This window comes from Microbulbifer zhoushanensis, assembly GCF_021729055.1.
GTDB lineage: Bacteria > Pseudomonadota > Gammaproteobacteria > Pseudomonadales > Cellvibrionaceae > Microbulbifer > Microbulbifer zhoushanensis.
Window position 1 is genome coordinate 167,037 of sequence record NZ_JAJSAO010000008.1, and the last position, 18,819, is coordinate 185,855.

The following is an 18,819-nucleotide window of genomic DNA, read 5'->3' on the forward strand; positions in this document are numbered from 1 at the left end:
CATGAACCACCGTGTCGGGATTATCGGTTGCGGACAGCTGGCCCGGATGATGGCTCAGGAGGGCCAGGCACTCGGGCTGGAATTCGCTTTCATTGCGCTGGGAAAGGAAAATGTCACCTGTGTGAAAGGCCTCGGGGAAATCGTCCGGGCAGGTGAAGCCCCCGATCCCGCGGCGCTGTACCAGGCCCTTGGCTCCCCGGAAGTAATCACCACCGAGCGCGAGGATGTGCCCCTCGACCTGCTGCGCGCGCTGGAAGATTTCTGTCCGGTTTACCCGCGTCCGGATGCCGTGGCCAAGACCCAGCACCGCCTGCGGGAAAAACTCTCACTGCTGGAATCCGGGATTCCCGTCGCACCATTTCTCCCCGCCGGGGACGCCCACGAAATCAGCCGGGCAATCCGTTACCTCGGCTACCCGGCGTTTATCAAGGCCTGCGAAAGCGGCTATGACGGCAAGAACCAGTGGCGTATCGATAGTCCGGCGCAGCTGGAAAAAATTCGCGGCGAGATTGGCAACCTGCCCTGCGTGGTGGAAAAAGGCGTGCCCTTCACGCGCGAGGTTTCCATCATTGGCGTACGCAGCGCCAGCGGCGAGACCCGCACCTACGCCATGGCCGAAAACCTGCATGTGAACGGCACCCTGCTGGTCTCACGGGCACCGGCGCCACAACGGGACGATGAACAGCTGGATACCGCACACCGCTACCTGGAAACACTGCTGCGGGACTGGGACTATGTGGGCGTGCTCGCCATGGAATGCTTTGTCACCGCTTCCGGTGTGCTGGTCAACGAGCTGGCCCCGCGGGTCCACAACAGTGGCCACTGGAGCCTGGGCGGCGCCGCCACCAGCCAGTTTGCCAACCACCTGCGGGCGATACTGGATATGCCCCTGGGGGATACCCACTGCGATCGCCCGGCGGCCATGGTCAATATGCTCGGCATTGATACCGCTCCGGAGACACCCAACGAGGGTGTGTGGGTTTACGGAAAATCCCCGCGCCCGGGCCGCAAGCTGGGCCACGTCCTGCTGCTCGACGAGGACAGTGCGCGCCTGGACCGGCGGGTGGAGCAGGTACTGGCGGAACTGTACCCAGAGCGGCAGACGCGGCTCGCGGCCAGCGCCTGAATACGCGGTAGATCCAAGCCCAGTATGGCCAAAACTTCAGCCATCCTCGGCCGGCGCCGCCGGCCGGGGATCGTCTTCCAGGACCGTATCCTCCCACATGGGTGAGCGGGTGCGGAATGCCGCCCGCGCAATCATATGGGCGCCGACGGGTACCGTAAGCAACAGGAACAGAATTGCTGCCACTGCCCGCGCAGTGACCTTTGCATCCTGGAAAAGGATCGCAACACCCGCCAGCAGCAGGCCACAGCACAGTGTGGCAGCCTTGCCCGATGTACTCATACGCATGTAAATATCCGGCATACGCACCAGCCCGAGAGCAGCGGTAAAGCCGAAGAAGCTGCCCCCGAGAATCAATGCCGCAATCAGCCATTCAGTGATCCACATCGTTTTTCCCCCTGTCAGTTTCGGGTTGCTCCCGCAACACACTGCGCTCCACGAAATGGGCAAACGCCACCGTCACCAGGAATGCCACCAATGCCAGCGCGATTGCCGCATCGAGGTACACCGCCCGTCCGGAAGCGATCGCCAGCAAAGCGCAGTAAGCCACAGCGAGGATATTCAGTACGTCCAGGGCGACTACGCGATCCGCCAGTGACGGCCCGCGGGCCAGGCGATAGAAACACAGGCCAAGCGCCAGCAGCAGCAGCCACGAGGCAATATTGGCCGCCAGCGCCAGCAGTGGCGACCTACCCTCCACAATAACTTCCAACATCAGTCGAGTACCTCCCTCACCCGCTTCTCCAGCCCCTCGCGAAGCTCCCGCCGGAACTGCTCTGGATCACCGACAAACATGGTGTGCACATACAGGGCGTTTGCCGTGGGCGAGACATCGAGGACCAGGGTACCGGGAGTCAGTGATATCAGCTGCGACAGCAGCAACACCTGGTTGCGCTCCCGCAATTCAACTGGCACACGGATTACCCGTGGCTGACTGCGCCGGACGGGCGAGAGCACCTCCCGTGCCGTGCGCCATCCAGACACCAGCAGCTCGCGCAGGAAATAAATGAGTAGTCCCAGGGCCTTTGGCAATCGCCGAAAGTAATCCCGTCCCCCGGTCTCAAGCGGGGACAGTGCCAGAGCTGCATAACCGATGGCGAAACCGGCCAGGAAATTCAGCAGTGAAGCGTTTCCAGTCAGGGCTGACCAGCTGATTGCCAACAGTATGTTTAAAAGGAAGAGCTTCATACCCCACTACCTCCGCATATCAGTCAGGCGACTGCGATAAAACCGCATCGATATAGCCAGCCGGATTCAGAAGTTCATCTGCCGTATCCCTGGCAAATGTAATCAGGGGTTCCGGATAGATCCCCATCGCTACTGTTACCAGGACCAGCAACAGGGATGGCACCACTCGCTGCCACTGCTCAGGCCTGCCCAGCGCAGCCAGTGCCAGCGCCCCACCGCCCGGGTGTTCCTTCCAGAATGCCTCGGCCCAAATTTTGCTCATCGAGAATAACGTCAGCGCCCCGGTGACCAGCAGGACCGCGGCCACCCAATAAGACGCCTCTTCCAGGCTGGCGGTTACCAGAAGCAGTTTGGCCCAGAACCCGGACAGTGGTGGGAAACCGGCAAGGCTGAACGCGGCAATAAAAAACAGCGTCGCCATCAATGGGCTGGCCCGGTACACCCCCCCGATCTGTGCCAGCTCGAAGCTTCCGGCCATTCTCCTGACTGTGCCGCTGATCAGCAGCAGGTTCGTCTTGGCCACGATGTTATGAATCATGTAAAAGACCGCCCCAGCCAGGGCCAACGGGGTGAAAAGGGCCAGCCCCAGCACCAGGAAACCGATCTGGCTGATGATGTGAAACGCCAGTATGCGACGGAATTCATACTGGGCTGCGGCCCCGAGAACACCTGTGAGCATGGTCAGTAACGCTGCTACCAGCAGCAGGTTGTGGGCAAATTCGAGGTCAGCAGGGAACACCAGGGTAAAGGTACGAATCAGCGCGTAGACTCCTACCTTGGTGAGTAAACCGGCAAAGACCGCCGTCACCGCTACCGGGGGGACGTGATAAGAGGCCGGCAACCAGAAAAACAGCGGAAACAGTGCCGCCTTGATACCGAAGGCACCGATCAACAATACCGCTAGCGCGTTCACCGCCACCGACTCACCCTGCGCTGCAATAGCCAGGTGCAGGTCGGCCAGGTTGAGGGTGCCGGTAAGCCCGTAGACCAGGCCAATGGCAGTCAGCATCAGCAGGGTGGAAACAAGGTTCAGGGCCACATACTTTATGCCACCATCGACCTGCTGCCGCTCGCCCCCGAGCACCAGCAGTGCGAACGAGGCTATCAGCATTACCTCGAACCAGACATAAAGGTTGAACAGGTCGCCGGTGACAAAACTCCCACAGACACCCGCCAGCAATAGCTGGAAAAAACCCTGGAAACCCAGGCGCTCGCGCCGCCGGTCGATATCCGCGAGCGCAAATACCCCCACGGCCAGCCCCACCAGGCCAGTGACCAGGAGCATGATCGCACTGAGACGGTCCACAACCAGGGTAATACCGAAAGGTGCAGGCCAGTTACCCATCTGGGCAACGAGCGGCCCCTGCCGCGAAACCGATGCAAAGATCCAGGCCGTGACAAGCAGCAGCAGGCCGCAACCCAGCAGGCTGATACCGCGAGCCAGCCCGGTGTTGCGCCTGGCTGCGAAAGCCAGCAGTCCGCTGGCGATCGGCAACAGGAATGGCAGCGCCAGCAACCAGCCCAAGTCAGTGCTCCCCGCCCGCAGCGGGCGGTTCCGCCAGGCGCATGGTGTCCGAATTCAATGTGCCCAGCTGCCGGTAGCAACTGACCACCAACGCCAGCGTAAAGGCCAGCAGGCCAAAGCCGATCACGATTGCCGTGAGGATCATAGCCTGCGGCAGGGCGTTGGCTACCGGCACGGGCGGGACATCGAGGCCCTCGGGAACCAGCGGCGGCACGGCGCGGGTCAATCTCCCGGCCGCAAAAATGGCCAGGTTGGCCGCATTGCTAAGCAAAATCAGCCCGAAGAGGTAACGTAAAAGATTTGGCGCCAGCATCAGGTAAACCCCAGTAGCGGTCATGGCACCAACCAGTACAGCCAGGGCCGTATCCACAATCAGTCCTCCTCCAGCACAAAGAACAGGGTCAGCACCGAACCCACCACCGCCAGGTAGATACCGGTATCGAACAGCAACACATTGCTAATTGGTATGCCCTTGGCGGTTTCACTGCCACCGATAAACAACCACAGCCCCGTAAAGGGCGGCAAACCCGCAAGCGCTGCCAGTGAGCCCGCTGCGGCGGCCAGCAGCGCGCCCGCTGCCGCAAGGCGAGCGGGAGCCACACGCAGCGAGGCGCGCGCCGCGGCCATCCCCCAGGCCAGCGCGTAAAGGATGAATGCCGCGGCGGCAATCAGGCCCGCAATAAACCCTCCGCCGGGCTGGTTGTGGCCGCGGAGCAACATGTACACGGAAAACAGGAGTATCAGGGCCACCAGCAACCGGGTCGCGCCCTGGAGGATAATCGAATTCACGGTTGCCGCTTCCCTCCTGCCGCTTTGCCGCCGCGTAATCGCTGCCCCAACAGCGACGCAGCACCCACCGCTGCAACCAGGACCACCAATACCTCCCCGAAAGTATCCAGTGCGCGAAAGTCCACCAGGATGACATTGACGATGTTGCGGCCGTAGGCTTGCGCCACTGCTGCCTGCTCGAAAAAGCTCCTGGTGGGACTGGTAAACGGCTGTTCCAGGACCGCGAGCATAGTGAGGGACACAGCACTGCCCACCAGTAACGCCAGCAGTGCGTCCCAGGGGCGAAATCCGGCAATATGGGCACCGGACAGTACCGGCAGCCGGTGCAGGGTCATTGCCACCAGCACCAGGAACAGGGTTTCCACCAACAACTGGGTAATCGCGACATCCGGCGCACCAAAGAAGAGATAAATCAGCGCAATCCCCACGCCCAGGGCTCCCAGGCTGCAGATCGCTGCCAACGGCGCCCGACTGGTTGTCGCAAACAGGGCCCCGGTCAGGACCAGCACCAGTGCCGCCCACTCCTTGACCGTGAGTTCCGGCCAGGACAAACCCATCGATAAAACACCGCCTTCCGCCAGCACCCACAGCAGCACGATCGCCACACTGGCAAACACCACCGCCAGGTAATGCCTGAGGATGCCATGCTGCAGAAAGCGAGTCTGTACCGTGGCCAGGTGCCTGAACAGCGCCAGTGCCCGGTCCCAACTGTGGTCGGCACTGACAGGTAGCAGGCGTGCCAACCTGTCAAACACCGACCGCAGCCACCGCTGGCCGAGGAAGATCGTCGTGCCGAGTAACAGCGTCACCACACTGAGGAAAAACGGCAGGTTGATTCCGTGCCAGAGTTTCAGCTTCACTGTCTCCGGCCGCCCCAGGACCGCAGTGACGGCCGGCTGCACCAGACTTTCTGCCACCAGCCCCGGCGCCAGCCCAAACGTCAGCCCCAGGCCAGCGAGCAGCAGTGGCCCGGCCAGCAGTCCCGGCGTCGCCTCTCGTGTCGAGCGGAGCCCGGCCGGCAAACGACCCCAGAAGGGTTTCAACACTACCGTCGCCGCCACCGCCACCATCAGCGCATTGGCGAACACGGCCGCGCCGGCCACCAGCAGGGGCTCAGAGGCAATCGCCAGTGCGCCCTCGTACTTGAGCTCCTTGCCAATAAAACCGAGAAATGGCGGGAACCCCGCCATCGACAGGCCCGCCGCAAGTGCTGCGATAAATGTCACCGGCAAACGTGCAGCCAGTCCCCCCAGGGAGCCGAGCTCCCGTGTACCCGCCTGGTGATCGATGATCCCCACCACCATAAAAAGTGCCGCTTTATAAAAAGAGTGCACCAGGATAAATGTCATGGCTGCGGCGATCGCGACCGATGCTTCCGAGCCGAGGAACATGGTCAAGGTGCCCAGGGCGACAACGGTGGTATAAGCGAGCGCCAGTTTGAGGTCTGTCTGGCGCAGGGCCAGTACTGCGGCAATCACTGCAGTGCCGGCCCCCACCAGCGTCAGCGTCCACATCCACAGATCGGTATATCCCAGCACCGGATGCAGCCGCGCTATCAGGTAGATACCCGCCTTGACCATGGTTGCCGAATGCAGGTAAGCGCTAACCGGTGTAGGTGCCGCCATGGCATTGGGTAGCCAGAAGTGGAGCGGCACCTGTGCCGACTTCGCAAACGCGCCCAGCAACACCAGGATCAGTATCGGTCCGTAAAGCCCATGGCTGCGGACGATCTCTCCCTGTCCCAGTACGGTAGAGAGGTCGTAACTTCCGACTACCATCCCCAGCAGTACCAGACCGGCCAGCAGGCATAACCCACCGAGCGCGGTCACCAGTAATGCCTGCAAGGCGGCACGCCGGGCCGTCTCGCTGGAGTGGTCAAAACCGATCAACAGGTAGCTGGCAATGGTGGTGACTTCCCAGAAGACGAACAGGGTGATGAGGTTCCCCGCCAACACCAGGCCCAGCATGCCCAGCATGAACAGCAGCAGCGACAGATAGAAGCGACGCAACAATGCGTGCCCCGCAAGATAACTGCCTGCATAAAGGGTTACGAAAACACCGATCCCACTGATCAGTAACGCAAACAGCAGGCTGAGGCCGTCGACGAGGAAATCCAGCGACACACCGAGACTGGGCACCCAGGGCAGGGCAAATTCCAGCGAGCCGTGTTCGCGCACGGTCCCTACCATGGAAAGCAGCCACAGCGACAGGCACAGCGGCACTGCCAGTACCACCAGGGTCAGCGCTATCTCGCTTCGCCGGCCCGGTGCCATTGCAACGGTATGCTTCCTGCCAACCATACAAGTCCCTGCCCGGCACCAGCATGTTTCAATGCTGGCGCTGCCGATTCAACGCCCCGGCCGATTACCCATCGGGTTCGAGAATTGTAGTCGGGCGGCAGGGTGCTGGGGCGAAGCACGCCAGTGCGTTTTGCGACGGCAAGCCACACCGGAACCATCCAGCAGGATTTACCGGCTGTCACGGACCGATGTGGCGCCGGGACCGACGCCCCATGAGGGAGCCGAGCTATCGGCCGGCGGTGGACCCGGCGGAACTGAGCGCCGAGGTGGCATCGGTGACGCCATCGCGCTCGCGCAAGGCAAATCGCAGCACAGCCCAGCCGATGACACCTGACATCAGGGACCCCAGCAGGATGCCAACACGCTCATCAAAGAAGCGGTCCACGCCCGACTCCTCAAACGCCAGGGAGCCGATAAACAGGCTCATGGTGAATCCAATACCGCAGGTCACACCGACGCCGTATAGCGTCAGCCAGGACATATCACCGGGCAGGCGGGCGATGCCCAGTCGTACGCCCAGCCAGCACAGGGAAAAGATCCCCACCTGGTTGCCGACAAATAAGCCCAGTGCGATACCCACCGGCACCCCGTGGAAAACGTAGTCCGCATCCATGTTGTCAAAACTCACGCCGGCATTGGCGAAGGCGAACAGGGGGAGAATCAGGAAAGTCACCATCGGGTGAATCTCGTGCTCCAGGTGCCTCAGTGGTGAGAAGCCCTCCCGGTGACGGGAATGCAGCGGGATAAACATCGCCAGCAGCACACCGGCAAGTGTCGCGTGCACGCCGCTCTTCAACAGGGAGGCCCACATCACCAACCCCACCGCCAGGTAGATCCGGCGCTTCTCCACCCGCGCTGCGACCAGCGCCGCCAGGACCAGGATGCACCCGGCCGCAGTTGCCAGCGCCACCAGAGAGATATTGTCGGTATAAAAGAATGCGATAATCAGGATGGCGCCGACATCATCAAAGATGGCAAGTGATGCCAGGAACACCTTTGCCGATCGCGGTACCCGGGAGCCCAGTAGCGACAGCACACCCAGGGCAAAGGCGATATCCGTGGCTGCCGGCACCGCCCATCCCTCCAGGGCGAGCGGGTCATCCCAGTTGAAAAAAACGTAAATCAGTGCCGGGAACAGCATCCCCCCGACCGCCCCGAGCGCCGGCAACACCACCCGCGAGGGCTCTGAAAGCTCTCCCTCCAGTAACTCGCGCTTCAGCTCCAGGCCGATCAGGAAGAAGAAAACCGCCATCAGGCCGTCGTTTACCCACAGCAGAAGCGGCTTGTCGATGGCGAAGCCGCCCACCCGAACTTCGACCGGCGTCTGTAACAGCAGGTCGTAATACGAATGCAGTGGTGAATTGGCAATGAGGATCGCCAACAGTGCCATCAGTATCAGCAATATTCCCCCGGCAGACTCCATACGAAAGAATCGCTGCAGCAGCCCCGCTATGGAATGGCTCATTCCCCCTCCCCTTAAAGTTCCTCCAAAGCCGGTGTATACGCACGGCAGACCATTTTGGAGCAGCTAAGGGTGCAAAAAAGAACGCACAATTACCCTGCTGTCACGGTGGTGATTGACGTGCCGTTAGCTGTTAGGCTCTCCGTACCCCAGCCTGGACCCAGAGAATGTCTACATCCGCCTTTGTCACTATTGCCGTTTTTATCCTGGTCGCAATCTCCCTCTACCAGCGTTTCCACAGTGAGGGGGCACGCAAGCGGGATCAGCAGGCCCGCCCTGGCACCGCGCCGGATACCGGACCCGGCACACTGAGAGGACCCACCCTGTCGCGGGAGGAGCTCGACGCCGCGCTGGAGCAGATCGACCGGCGCCTCGAGCAGTTCAGGCTTGAATACATCGCCATCAGCCCTCAGCCGAAACCGGCCCTGCACCCGTGGCAGAGCAAGTTCGGCGGCCGTCCCTACTGGCCCCGCGACCTGGACTATCCGCGGGCGGACAACGGCCGGTCACTGTTCCTGCTGGCGCAACTGAATTTTGAGGAGATCCCTGAGCTTCCCTCTTTCCCGGGGCTGCCGGACAGCGGCCTTTTGCAGTTCTTTATCACCGATGACGATCTGCTTGGCCTGCCGCTCGATGGCGCCGGAGCCGCCACCGGCAAAGCACACCGGGCGAGCAATTACCGCGTGGTTTACCACCCGGTGATCGAGCGCGACACGGCTGCGCTGGAACCGGATGTGCCGGACACCCGGGATGCCGAGTTCTTTCCCCTGCAGGATGAGTATGCGCTCACATTCTCACGGGAATCCGGCCTGCCGGCCCTGGCTGACTACCGCTTCGGCCGTACCGGTATCGACCTCTCCAGCCTGCCCGACGAGGTCATGGACGAGCTATTCGACCGCAACGAGGCCGACGGCAGCCGCATCGGTGGTTACGCCAACTTCACCCAGGATGACCCGCGCGAAGGGGAAACGGAAAATGCCTGGCCCCTGCTGTTCCAGATGGACAGCGAAAGCCGTGAGGGGGTGGAAATCCTGTGGGGTGACGCCGGGGTGGGCAATTTCTTTATTCGCCCCCAGGACCTGGCCCGGCGCGACTTCAGCCGGGTCTGGTACAACTGGGACTGCTGCTAGGGAGGCAGCTCAGCAGGCGCCGGCCGCTCGCGCCACCAGGTACAGCAACCGGCTGAACGCCGCGTTGCTCTCCACCGAGGCAGACTCCTCCATGGTGTGGTAACCGGTAGTGGGCACCTGCAGGGTGGTACCCTGCACAAAGCCCTCGGAAGCCGCCACAATCCGGCCCAGCTCGGTACTGCCCAGTGACTGCGGCTCCTGGCCCGCGGCCTCCGCCCGGCGATTCAGCTCCTCGATATAGGCATCCTTGTAGCCGTAGGCAATGCCGTGCTCCCGGCACAGAGCCTCGAGCATGGTGGTGGTGGGCCCGTGGAAAGCCGCGTTGGCATCGCACCGGCGCAGGGCCACCTGCTGCTGGTCGGCCGTGGCACGGTCCGGGTAGGGACTGGTATCCACCACAATCAGCCGGTCAGTGCCGCCGTTGAAGCGGCGGAACCACTCCAGCAGGTAGCGCCAGCTGCTACCGGACTCCTCCTGGGCGGTGAAAAAGGCAGTCCCCTGGAACCCCAGGGAAAACAGGTGCACCAGGTGGGCCACCGTGAGTACATTGTCGAGCTGCGCGCTCAGGATGCCATCCCCGACGGTCAGCCCATCACGAAACGCCACCGGCGTACCGGCTACCAGGTGATCGAGGCCATTCACCTCGAATATCAGGTTATTGCGGTACTCGCACACGTAGGCGCGGTCGATCTCGCCGCTGCCGAGATAGGAGCCGGACCAGGGCTCGTAAGCCGTCACCGGCACCCCGTGGAACCGGTCGACGATCTTCCGCATCAGCTTTTCGGAAACCGAGTTGCCCAGCAGGTCGGAGCGGCGCCCGGCAACAAAAGCGGCATACTGGAATTCATTGGGGCCGGTACAGATCAGGCCGTGGCGATCGGCATGGGCGGAAAACATCACCGACTCCGGCTCGCGCCCCCGTGCCACCAGCAGCCCCTCATACCAGGTGACCTCGGCACCCCGCTCCTCCAGCTCCCGCTGGAGTACCCGGAAGAATGCGTGCTCTGCACCCACCACGCTGGGGCTACGCACCAGCAGCTTGAGCAAATCGATAAACTCGTCCGGCTTCTGCATGTGTCACAGCCTCCGTATTGTTGTTGGCCCGGTAACAGTCAGTCCTGCAGCGCCGGCGCAACCAGGCCGTTTTTTCCGGCCCCAGCCACTGGCTGCCCGCCCCGGGCGCCGATGCCCCGCACCCGGTTGACCAGCGATACCAGCACAAAGCTCAACAACATCAGCAGGTACCAGGAAGACAGCTTGGCCAGCGGCACCGGGTTCCAGCCGGCGGACTGGTTGGGGTAGATCCAGATGTTTACATAGGTAGCGATATTCTCCGCCAGCCAGATAAACAGCGCCACCAGCAACCACCCCAGCAACAGCGGCATATAGCGGTGCTCCCGCTCGACACGGAAATAGATCCGGGTACGCCAGAATAACAGGACCGTTATCGCCAGCAACAGCCAGCGCAGGTCTGGCAGGAAATGATGGGTGAAGAAATTGAGGTAAATCAGGGCCACCAGCGTCACTGCCCAGTAATGCCCCGGGTAATCGGTGAAGCGGAAATCAAAGATGCGCCATACCCGGGCGATATAGCTGCCGACCGCGCTGTACATAAAGCCGGTAAACAGGGGCACATTACCCACGCCAAACACAAAGGCTTCCGGATATACCCAGGAGCCAATTGCATCCGCGGTCTTGAACAGCTCCATCACGGTGGCCACCAGGTGAAACACCACGATCACCAGGGCCTCGCGCAGGGTCTCAAAGCGGAACAGCAGCAGGAACAGCTGGAAAGCCACCGCCGCCAGGAAAATAAAATCGTAACGGTGCAGGGATTCCAGCGGGTACCAGTAACGGGTAACGATCATCACCAGCAGCAGGAAGCCACCAAACATACAGGCGTAGGCCTGCTTGACGCCAAACAGCCACAGCTCCCTGATAAACACCGCCAAGCTCATACCGCCCCCTCTAAACTGCCGGTCTGTGCCGACCATTGCCCCAAGTTTCCCCTCACTTCATGGCAGGTGCAAGCAGGCGGGGCGATGCCGCCATGGTGATGGCCGAGTATGGCAAGCGGATTCCCCGGTCACCCTGGCCTCACCTGTTCCACGCTGCAAGCTGCCTTGCGTCCCTCCCCGCTGGTCGCGCACTCCCGGTCAGCTTGTGCTCGGCTGCCCCAACCAGGCTTATCGACATCGGAGAATATAGGTGGCAATTGAACAGTCATACGCCAGGCACAGGAAGCCGTAGGCGAGCGGGATTTCAGTCAGGGGAAGCCCGATGCCAACGCCAGCAACTGCCCAGGCTTCGTGCAGCAAGTCCCAGAGCCCGTGCAGCAGGTACCCGGCCACCAGGGCGCCGGCGAACCGCAAGCCCAACAGCCCCAGCAAGCCGAATCCGGCCGCGGCAACCAGTTCTGTTGGCCAGCTAGCGGGGTTGGTGAAGTATACGCTGAACACGGGATAGAAGACGGCGATCAGGATTAACAGCAGGCTATAGAAAACCCACTCACCCACTCCGGCAAACAGGCGCCCGGAAATGGCAATGGTACCCGCTGCCGCAAGTATCCCCAGTGACACATACAGCGCAATAATGGCCACAAACGCCATATCAGCTTCCCGGTAATCGATCCCTTGCTATCAGCGATGGAGGTGGGCACCCGTATCCGGGGTTCCTCCGGAATAGGGACTTGTCAGGCTTTCACTGCCTTCTCAATCCTGTCACCTATATCCTTGTCGATATTGCGCCAGTACCCGAAGGCCCGCTGCAGCACCTCATCCGTCACACCGGCCCTCAGGTGGCCCGCCACATTCGATACCAGGCGCTCGCGCTGGGCATCGTCCATCACTTTGCGCACCAGGGTCCCGGCCTGCACAAAGTCGTCGTCCTCAGCATGGGGGGTGTAAGCGGCATGCATAAACTCGCCGCTGGCGGACCACTTCTCCCGGTAGGGATATTGCCCCCCGTCCGCAGCCGGGCCGCCCTTGGAATTGGGCGCGTAGACCGGGTCAGATACTTTCTGCACCCGCATGGCGCCATCCTTGCTGTAACTGTGCACCGGACACTTGGGCGCATTGACCGGGATCTGCTTGTAGTTGACCCCCAGACGTGCACGGTGGGCATCAGCATAGGAAAACACCCGGCCCAGCAGCATCTTGTCCGGGCTGAAGCCGATACCGGGGACCGTATTGTTAACTTCGAACGCGGCCTGCTCTATCTCGGTATGGAAGTCGGTGGGATTTTTATTCAGCACGAGCTTGCCCACTTCCTGCAACGGATAGTCGTCGTGTGGCCAGACCTTGGTCAGGTCGAACGGGTTGAAACGGTATTTCTCCGCTTCATCGAATGGCATCAGCTGGACCTTGAGCGTCCAGCTGGGGTAGTCGCCCCCGGCAATGGCATCGAACAGGTCGCGGCGGTGTACGTCGGCGTCTTCCCCGGCCAGCCGGTCTGCCTCTTCCTGGGTGAGGCATTCGATGCCCTGGTCAGTCTTGAAATGGTACTTGACCCAGAACCGCTCGCCATCCTTGTTCACCCACATATAGGTATGGCTGGAGTAACCGTTCATATGCCGATAGCTTTTTGGGATGCCCCGGTCCCCCATCAGCCAGGTGACCTGGTGCGCGGTCTCTGGCGACAGGGTCCAGAAGTCCCACTGCATATCGTGGTCCCGCAGGCCATTGTCGGCACGGCGCTTCTGGGAACGGATAAAGTGCTGGAACTTCATCGGGTCCCGCACAAAGAACACCGGCGTATTATTGCCCACCAGGTCGTAGTTACCCTCGCTGGTGTAGAACTTCAGGGCAAAGCCCCGCGGATCCCGCCAGGTATCCGGGCTGCCCCGCTCCCCGGCCACCGTGGAAAAACGGATGACAGTATCGGTTTTGGTACCGGGCTGGAACACCGCCGCCCTGGTGTAGGCGGTCACATCCTGCGTCACCTCGAAATAGCCAAAGGCACCGGAACCCTTGGCATGGGGCTGGCGCTCCGGAATCCGCTCCCGGTTGAAGTTGGCCATCTGCTCGATCAGGTAATGGTCCTGCAGCAGGATCGGGCCATCCGGCCCAACGGTAAGGGAGTATTCGTCACTGGGCACCGGCATGCCGGCATCATTGGTGGTGGGCTTGCGGTCGTCCTTGCTCACGGGTCTTATCCTCGGGATCGAAATGGCGGGGGAGATTGCTAGGGGTAACATAGCCCAGCCGCACCGGGAGCAAGTGGCAAAAGGCGCACAACAACCGTTGCCCTGCCCGGCCCACCAGCGGCCTGGGCTACAGGGGCGGGCCTCGTCTGGCTCGGTGCGGACGCACAGCTGCCTCATCAGCGGCCAGTGTGGGATTCACCAGCCTCAATAAGAATTTGAATACCACCGCGACAAACCACCATCGCGATGACGAGGCCAACCACAAGGTCGGGATAGCGACTGTCCAGCAGCCATACCAGCCCCGCGGACACAATAACGCCCAGGTTGGCGATCACGTCATTGGCAGAAAAGATCAGGGAAGCCCGCATATGTATCCCGGCGTGGCGCTGGCGTGCAACCAATAGCAGGCAGGCCACATTGGCAACCAGCGCCACGATGCCCATCCCCGCCATCAGGCCGCTGGTTGGTTCGCTGCCCAGCAGGAAACGGCGAAGCACATCGAGCAGCACCAGCCCCGCCAGGGTAACCTGCAGTACTCCACTGAGGCGTGCGGCACGCCGCTTAAGCTGACTGCCCCTGCCCACCGCATAAAGACTGATGGCGTATACGGTGGCATCGGCGAGCATATCGAGGGAATCGGCAATCAGCGCCGTTGATTCCGCCAGCACACCGGTCAGGAGCTCAATCACAAACATCACGGCGTTGATGGCGAGAACGGCGATCAGCGTCCCCCGTTCACGCCCGGCACTGGCATCCAGCTCTTCATCACACCCTGTCATCTATACCCCGGCTAGCTGGTGCTGTATAAAACCCCCTGCCGCAACGCACTCATACAAGATACCCAAGGGTAAACCACCTGCAAATGCGTAGCTCTCACTATTCTGCGGCTAATAGTGCAAAAGAGCTGCAACCAGCCAGGCCAGCAGCGGTCACCCATTCGGCTACCCGGGTAGGTCTACTTATCCTGCCGGGCCGGAAAATTCCTCCAGCGCTCTGATGGCGTGCGTGGCGTAAACCACGCTGGTTCCACCACCCATCAGTATCGCCACACCGAGTGCGTCGGCAATTTCCTCGCTGCTGGCGCCGGCTTCAAGCGCGTCATGTGTATGGTGCGCGATGCAGTCATCGCAATGTGTAGCAACGCTGATTGCCAGTGTTATCAGCTCCTTCGTTTTCGAATCGAGGGCGCCCCCAGACACCGCCGCCTTGTGCAAGTCCCAGAATGCACTCATTACCGCGGGCTGTGCCGATGACAGGGTGCGGGCGTGCTTTTCGAAGTTCTGTAACCTGTCGGGGTACCCACCAGCTTCTGGCGCTTTTTTAGTCATGGCTTATATCCTCACCGTGTATCAAAGCCGGAATACCTGCACAGATCCGGGGGCTTACGTCAAGACTTGGCAAACGCCTTTCCGCTCAAAAGAGCTGGCGATGGCGCCGCTGCTACCCGGATCAAAAACAGGCAAGCTCACGCCAATGTAGTTGAAAACATGATCCCAGCCAGGACCTTGCAAGCGCCCACACGCCGGAGCCGGGCAGCACGGGGGCAAGTGGTGGGCTGAGGCTGCCTAATACTGTGCCCAGGATAAAAACCGCGCTTCGGCACGCCTGGGAGTCCGCACACCTTGCTGGAATCGCGCCCTTCCCGGATCTTCTCACCATGCTAGAAGGACTTTGATCCTTCCATTGGCCGCCGCTACCCAAAGCGCTGGAGCAATCTGCCTGCGATTATCATGCAATGGCTGCCATGGCTCACGGAAGAAGCCACAGGGTAAGGGTAACCAGCAGAAAATATAGCAGCGACCCGAGAATAAACTTCCAGAACGCAGGGAAATAGCTCCTGCGGCCCGATTCCAGTACGATCATCCATGTTTTTCCGAATGAGACTCTTAGAAAGCGATAAACCGCCGCACCGAACAGGTAACTGAAGCCAACTATCATCCAGAAGCTCACGGAAAATCTTAAAATGTAATCAATTGTGTCACTAGAGGATTGCCAATCACCACTCATGAATTCTGCCAGCATCCAGTACTCCAGCAGGAACGACGGTGCCAACGCAAACAAAACCATGACTAGAACTAACAGCAACGCTATTGCCGATAGCCCAGTTATTACTCTTACTAAATAGCTCATCTAGATTTCACATAATGCTGCCCGCAGAGGGCGATCTTCCCTATGCGCAGTTTACACGAAAATGGGTGCGCAGCCGCCGCACAAAAATCGCACAAAGCAAGGCATCAGCTGCAGCTAGTTGTTGTTAGCCTACCAGATCGGTAGCACAACCCGGCGGTATCGCGCTATAAGGCAGCTTCTCAGAGCGCTTTTCCATCAACTGTAACTTCACAGAATTATAATTGAGCTCACCCTCGTCGCTGGCGGGAATGCTCAGTTCAACAAGAGCAAAGTTCCTTTTTTTATTCGTATAGTCTTTAATTTCCAGTTCAGTATACTGGCTTTGCCTCCAACCACATTCAAAACCGTAGTCACGCCATGTTTCATTGCCGTGATAAGGCAATATCTTAATATCCTTGGCCCCAATCACTCGATACGGGAAGAACTCATACGGTAGGTCCGGGCCGGTTGCAGAGGTCAGAAAGATATACCCGCAATCTTCATAACAGTGGTATTCGTAGAGCTCCTCAGCCTTAAAGAAGCGAATCCGGTTCTTGCTGTCTTTTACGGTATCTACAATCATTGTCAGATACTCGCCCAAGTCTACTTTATTATCGATTTTTTCAAGTGAGATACCTGGTTCAGATGCGATTGCTTGAGAGCACAAAAAAAATAGTACAAGTAGCTTCTTCATTTATTCCTCTGAGTCAAAAAAGGTGGCCTTACCCACAAAAAGTAGACACTATAACTATGCGCATTTGCGCTCATATTCAGCTGGACTTATGTATCCCAGTGTAGAGTGTCTACGTACCCTGTTGTAAAAAACTTCGATGTATTCGAACACTTCAGCCTTCGCCTGGTTGACACTCTTAAAATGCCCCGCGTATACCAGCTCTAGCTTCAGGCGGCTGAAGAAGGACTCCATTGCGGCGTTGTCCCCGCAATTGGCCTGGCGGCTCATACTGGATCTGCAGCCATTCGCCATTAGCAGGTCCTGATACCCCTGGGCTCGATACTTAACGCCTCGGTCTGAATGCACGATCAAGCCTGGCTTTGACTCCCTTTGCTGCAGGGCCATCTTCAATGCCCGCTGCGTAAGCTCTTCGGTCATCTAGGTATCCAGCGCCACCCGACGATGCGACGCGAATACAGGTCCATCACCACGGCGAGATACAACCATCTATCTCTAACCCAGATGTGGGTAGTGTCGCTGGTCCAGCGACGGTTAGGCCGATTTAGCTGAAAGCATCGCTTCAGCAGGTTGGTAGCAACGTTGACTCTACCTTCGACGGGCCTGCTATAACGAAAACCTTTTCCATTCCTCGCACGGATATGCTCTTTATGCATAATTCCAGCGATATAGTTGGTTGAGCAAGGGACCCCTGCATCCAAGAGCTCTCGGGCAATCCTGGGAGCCCCATAGCGAGCCTTGAAGACCTCAAAGGTATCTATGACCTTTTCTGTAACGCGCTTCCTCCGGATCGCCCGTGGACTTTCACCTCTACCTAGCCACCGGTAATAACCGGACGCTGACACCTCCAGGCACCGACACATCAAGCGGATCGGGTACAACCCTGCATGCTCGCGTATCAGTGCGTACTTTACTCTTGGTGGTTCGCAAAGTACGCAGCTGCCTTTTTTAGAAACTCGACCTCCTGGCGCGCTTCATGCAGCTCCTTCCTAAGGCGGCGCACCTCGGCGCTCTCTTGCTTCGAATAATCTACGCCATCCAGGCTATTGAATCGCTTCTCTGACAGCCGATTGAACTGCCTTCGCCAGTTATAAATCTGCTGGGCGCTGACACCAAGTTCTCGAGCCACTGAGGCCGTGGTAGCCCCGGGCTTCTCCGCCCTCTTGACCGCCTCTCTGCGAAACTCTTCCGTATACGCCTGAGCTCTCTTCTTACCCATGGTACACCTCCGTGTTAGGCCGAAACCTAACTATACAGGGTGTCTACTAAACGTGGGTAAGTCTCTGCTTTAACGCCGCCAGCACACGCGGTTTTGTAGTGAAGGCGCAGCCGCAACGGAAAAGCCGTCGTTGTGCCTGGCCTTGTTATGAGTGCTTACTTTCAGAACCGCCACCATCTGTTATTTTTAGCTTTTTGAATAGGCTTGATGTAGCCAGCTTCTGTGAAGAAATACACAGCGGCATCATGTATATTGCCGAATGATACTAAATTGGATTTAGCACCCCGATCCTGCCGATAGCATGCATATCCGTTGCCGCTCCTGACGAAATACTCGCCATCAAATGTTTTTGGCTCGAAATAATACCAATCACTATTCTTTCCGTGACTTACCAGCTCATTGAGTACAGCCTAATCGTAGAAAAGCTCGGCAACCCTAGATTCGTCGCCATCTAATCTTTCGCGAATCAGCTTATCTACGTACGACATCTCTGGTACTCATAACGCCTCAATCGGCCGGCACTTTAGTGGTCGGCTGCATTGATTTGTTATGACCTTTTACACACAAGAAATATGCCCATGCAATCAATATAAGCTGTAGCGGCCCGCGTATTAATAAATAAACAGGCCCCCATTGATGCCCGCCAAGGCCAATGCCATTTAATGCTGAATAAATATTCGCAGGAAAAAAAACAACAAAAACCACGATAGCAAGTTTTGCAGCAAATGGTTGGTACCTTGGTATAAAAAGAGCCACACCTATAAATAGTTCAATAAGCCCAGTGAAATAGACTAACGCTAATCGGAAAGGAACCCAAGGCGGTAGCATTTCTACCATTCCTTCAGCTTTAACAAGATGCCCAATGAAGAAGAATATAAAAGCTACCCCCAAGCCCCAACATGCGTACTTTGTAACATCCAGAAGCTGGCCACTAAGCTTTGAATAAACAAAGGCAACCCCCAACGGGCTGGACAACAGTAAAAGAATAATTATTGGAGTTACCATAATTCCCTCATTAGATCATAACGAGCCTGTATAAAAACAGGATGACAACCTGATATCCCATCGGCTCTCTTTCTTATAAGTTTAATGATCACGATTTAAACACATCCGTTTTACATAATCACTCATTGCACGTA

22 protein-coding genes are annotated in these 18,819 nt (G+C 58.9%); 2 read left to right on the forward strand and 20 right to left on the reverse strand.

Translation table 11 applies throughout. The features are described from left to right. The first annotated feature begins 1 nt into the window (after position 1). A complete protein-coding gene (locus tag LVD10_RS16630) occupies positions 2-1,126 on the forward strand; it encodes a 5-(carboxyamino)imidazole ribonucleotide synthase (RefSeq protein WP_237064355.1) in 1,125 nt (374 codons plus the stop codon). A 36-nt stretch (positions 1,127-1,162) separates the two neighbouring features. Here LVD10_RS16630 and mnhG read toward each other — a convergent pair whose 3' ends face one another. The 8 genes from mnhG to nhaA all read right to left on the reverse strand — a co-directional run bounded on the left by mnhG (position 1,163) and on the right by nhaA (position 8,390). Beyond that, positions 1,163-1,510 (reverse strand): monovalent cation/H(+) antiporter subunit G, encoded by a 348-nt coding sequence (mnhG, locus tag LVD10_RS16635; protein WP_233005830.1) that lies wholly within the window; start codon positions 1,508-1,510, stop codon positions 1,163-1,165. Continuing rightward, the gene (locus LVD10_RS16640; RefSeq protein WP_233005831.1) at positions 1,497-1,838 is read right to left on the reverse strand and encodes an MrpF/PhaF family protein; all 342 of its coding nucleotides are present in this window, start codon (positions 1,836-1,838) and stop codon (positions 1,497-1,499) included. Before LVD10_RS16640 ends, mnhG begins: the two co-directional genes overlap by 14 nt. Next, positions 1,838-2,311 (reverse strand): Na+/H+ antiporter subunit E, encoded by a 474-nt coding sequence (locus LVD10_RS16645; protein ID WP_233005832.1) that lies wholly within the window; start codon positions 2,309-2,311, stop codon positions 1,838-1,840. The genes LVD10_RS16640 and LVD10_RS16645 overlap by 1 nt, the downstream gene beginning before the upstream one ends. 19 nt (positions 2,312-2,330) lie before the next feature. Beyond that, positions 2,331-3,836, reverse strand: a complete 1,506-nt coding sequence (locus tag LVD10_RS16650) for a Na+/H+ antiporter subunit D (RefSeq protein WP_233005833.1) — start codon at positions 3,834-3,836, stop codon at positions 2,331-2,333. A 1-nt stretch (position 3,837) separates the two neighbouring features. Continuing rightward, entirely contained in the window at positions 3,838-4,206 is a 369-nt protein-coding gene (locus tag LVD10_RS16655) for a Na+/H+ antiporter subunit C (protein ID WP_237064356.1), read from the reverse strand. Between the two features lie 2 nt (positions 4,207-4,208). Then, on the reverse strand, positions 4,209-4,625 hold the full coding sequence (locus tag LVD10_RS16660; RefSeq protein WP_233005835.1) for a Na+/H+ antiporter subunit B: 417 nt from the start codon (positions 4,623-4,625) through the stop codon (positions 4,209-4,211). Next, the gene (mbhE, locus tag LVD10_RS16665; protein ID WP_237064358.1) at positions 4,622-6,925 is read right to left on the reverse strand and encodes a hydrogen gas-evolving membrane-bound hydrogenase subunit E; all 2,304 of its coding nucleotides are present in this window, start codon (positions 6,923-6,925) and stop codon (positions 4,622-4,624) included. The genes LVD10_RS16660 and mbhE overlap by 4 nt, the downstream gene beginning before the upstream one ends. A 226-nt stretch (positions 6,926-7,151) precedes the next feature. Continuing rightward, the gene (nhaA, locus tag LVD10_RS16670; RefSeq protein ID WP_233005837.1) at positions 7,152-8,390 is read right to left on the reverse strand and encodes a Na+/H+ antiporter NhaA; all 1,239 of its coding nucleotides are present in this window, start codon (positions 8,388-8,390) and stop codon (positions 7,152-7,154) included. 164 nt (positions 8,391-8,554) lie between these two features. Here nhaA and LVD10_RS16675 point away from each other — a divergent pair, with 164 nt between their 5' ends. Next, positions 8,555-9,517 carry a YwqG family protein gene (locus LVD10_RS16675; protein WP_233005838.1) on the forward strand — a complete coding sequence of 321 codons (963 nt, stop codon included), beginning with the start codon at positions 8,555-8,557 and terminating at the stop codon, positions 9,515-9,517. Positions 9,518-9,526: 9 nt separating this feature from the next. On the opposite strand, the gene LVD10_RS16680 is transcribed toward LVD10_RS16675, so the two are convergent. The 12 genes from LVD10_RS16680 to LVD10_RS16730 all read right to left on the reverse strand — a co-directional run bounded on the left by LVD10_RS16680 (position 9,527) and on the right by LVD10_RS16730 (position 18,685). Continuing rightward, a complete protein-coding gene (locus tag LVD10_RS16680) occupies positions 9,527-10,591 on the reverse strand; it encodes a peptidase M42 (protein WP_233005839.1) in 1,065 nt (354 codons plus the stop codon). A 38-nt stretch (positions 10,592-10,629) separates the two neighbouring features. Further along, positions 10,630-11,475 carry a DUF817 domain-containing protein gene (locus LVD10_RS16685; protein ID WP_237064360.1) on the reverse strand — a complete coding sequence of 282 codons (846 nt, stop codon included), beginning with the start codon at positions 11,473-11,475 and terminating at the stop codon, positions 10,630-10,632. Positions 11,476-11,703: 228 nt separating this feature from the next. Next, on the reverse strand, positions 11,704-12,126 hold the full coding sequence (locus tag LVD10_RS16690) for a DUF6010 family protein (RefSeq protein ID WP_233005841.1): 423 nt from the start codon (positions 12,124-12,126) through the stop codon (positions 11,704-11,706). 83 nt (positions 12,127-12,209) lie between these two features. Continuing rightward, positions 12,210-13,661: a catalase gene (locus LVD10_RS16695; protein WP_233005842.1), complete on the reverse strand. Its 1,452-nt coding sequence runs from the start codon at positions 13,659-13,661 to the stop codon at positions 12,210-12,212. 176 nt (positions 13,662-13,837) lie between these two features. After that, positions 13,838-14,440: a cation efflux transmembrane domain-containing protein gene (locus tag LVD10_RS16700; protein WP_233005843.1), complete on the reverse strand. Its 603-nt coding sequence runs from the start codon at positions 14,438-14,440 to the stop codon at positions 13,838-13,840. A gap of 180 nt (positions 14,441-14,620) precedes the next feature. After that, positions 14,621-14,989 (reverse strand): carboxymuconolactone decarboxylase family protein, encoded by a 369-nt coding sequence (locus LVD10_RS16705; protein ID WP_233005844.1) that lies wholly within the window; start codon positions 14,987-14,989, stop codon positions 14,621-14,623. A gap of 421 nt (positions 14,990-15,410) precedes the next feature. Next, complete coding sequence (locus LVD10_RS16710; protein WP_233005845.1) at positions 15,411-15,791, reverse strand: hypothetical protein; 381 nt, start codon at positions 15,789-15,791, stop codon at positions 15,411-15,413. Positions 15,792-15,915: 124 nt separating this feature from the next. After that, positions 15,916-16,464 carry a hypothetical protein gene (locus LVD10_RS16715; protein ID WP_233005846.1) on the reverse strand — a complete coding sequence of 183 codons (549 nt, stop codon included), beginning with the start codon at positions 16,462-16,464 and terminating at the stop codon, positions 15,916-15,918. A gap of 54 nt (positions 16,465-16,518) precedes the next feature. Beyond that, positions 16,519-16,881: an IS3 family transposase gene (locus tag LVD10_RS16720; RefSeq protein WP_237064362.1), complete on the reverse strand. Its 363-nt coding sequence runs from the start codon at positions 16,879-16,881 to the stop codon at positions 16,519-16,521. Beyond that, entirely contained in the window at positions 16,878-17,324 is a 447-nt protein-coding gene (locus LVD10_RS18075) for a DDE-type integrase/transposase/recombinase (RefSeq protein ID WP_369413288.1), read from the reverse strand. Before LVD10_RS18075 ends, LVD10_RS16720 begins: the two co-directional genes overlap by 4 nt. Before the next feature lie 47 nt (positions 17,325-17,371). After that, on the reverse strand, positions 17,372-17,680 hold the full coding sequence (locus LVD10_RS16725) for a transposase (RefSeq protein WP_237064363.1): 309 nt from the start codon (positions 17,678-17,680) through the stop codon (positions 17,372-17,374). Between the two features lie 507 nt (positions 17,681-18,187). After that, positions 18,188-18,685, reverse strand: a complete 498-nt coding sequence (locus LVD10_RS16730) for a DoxX family protein (protein WP_237064364.1) — start codon at positions 18,683-18,685, stop codon at positions 18,188-18,190. Positions 18,686-18,819 lie beyond the last annotated feature (134 nt).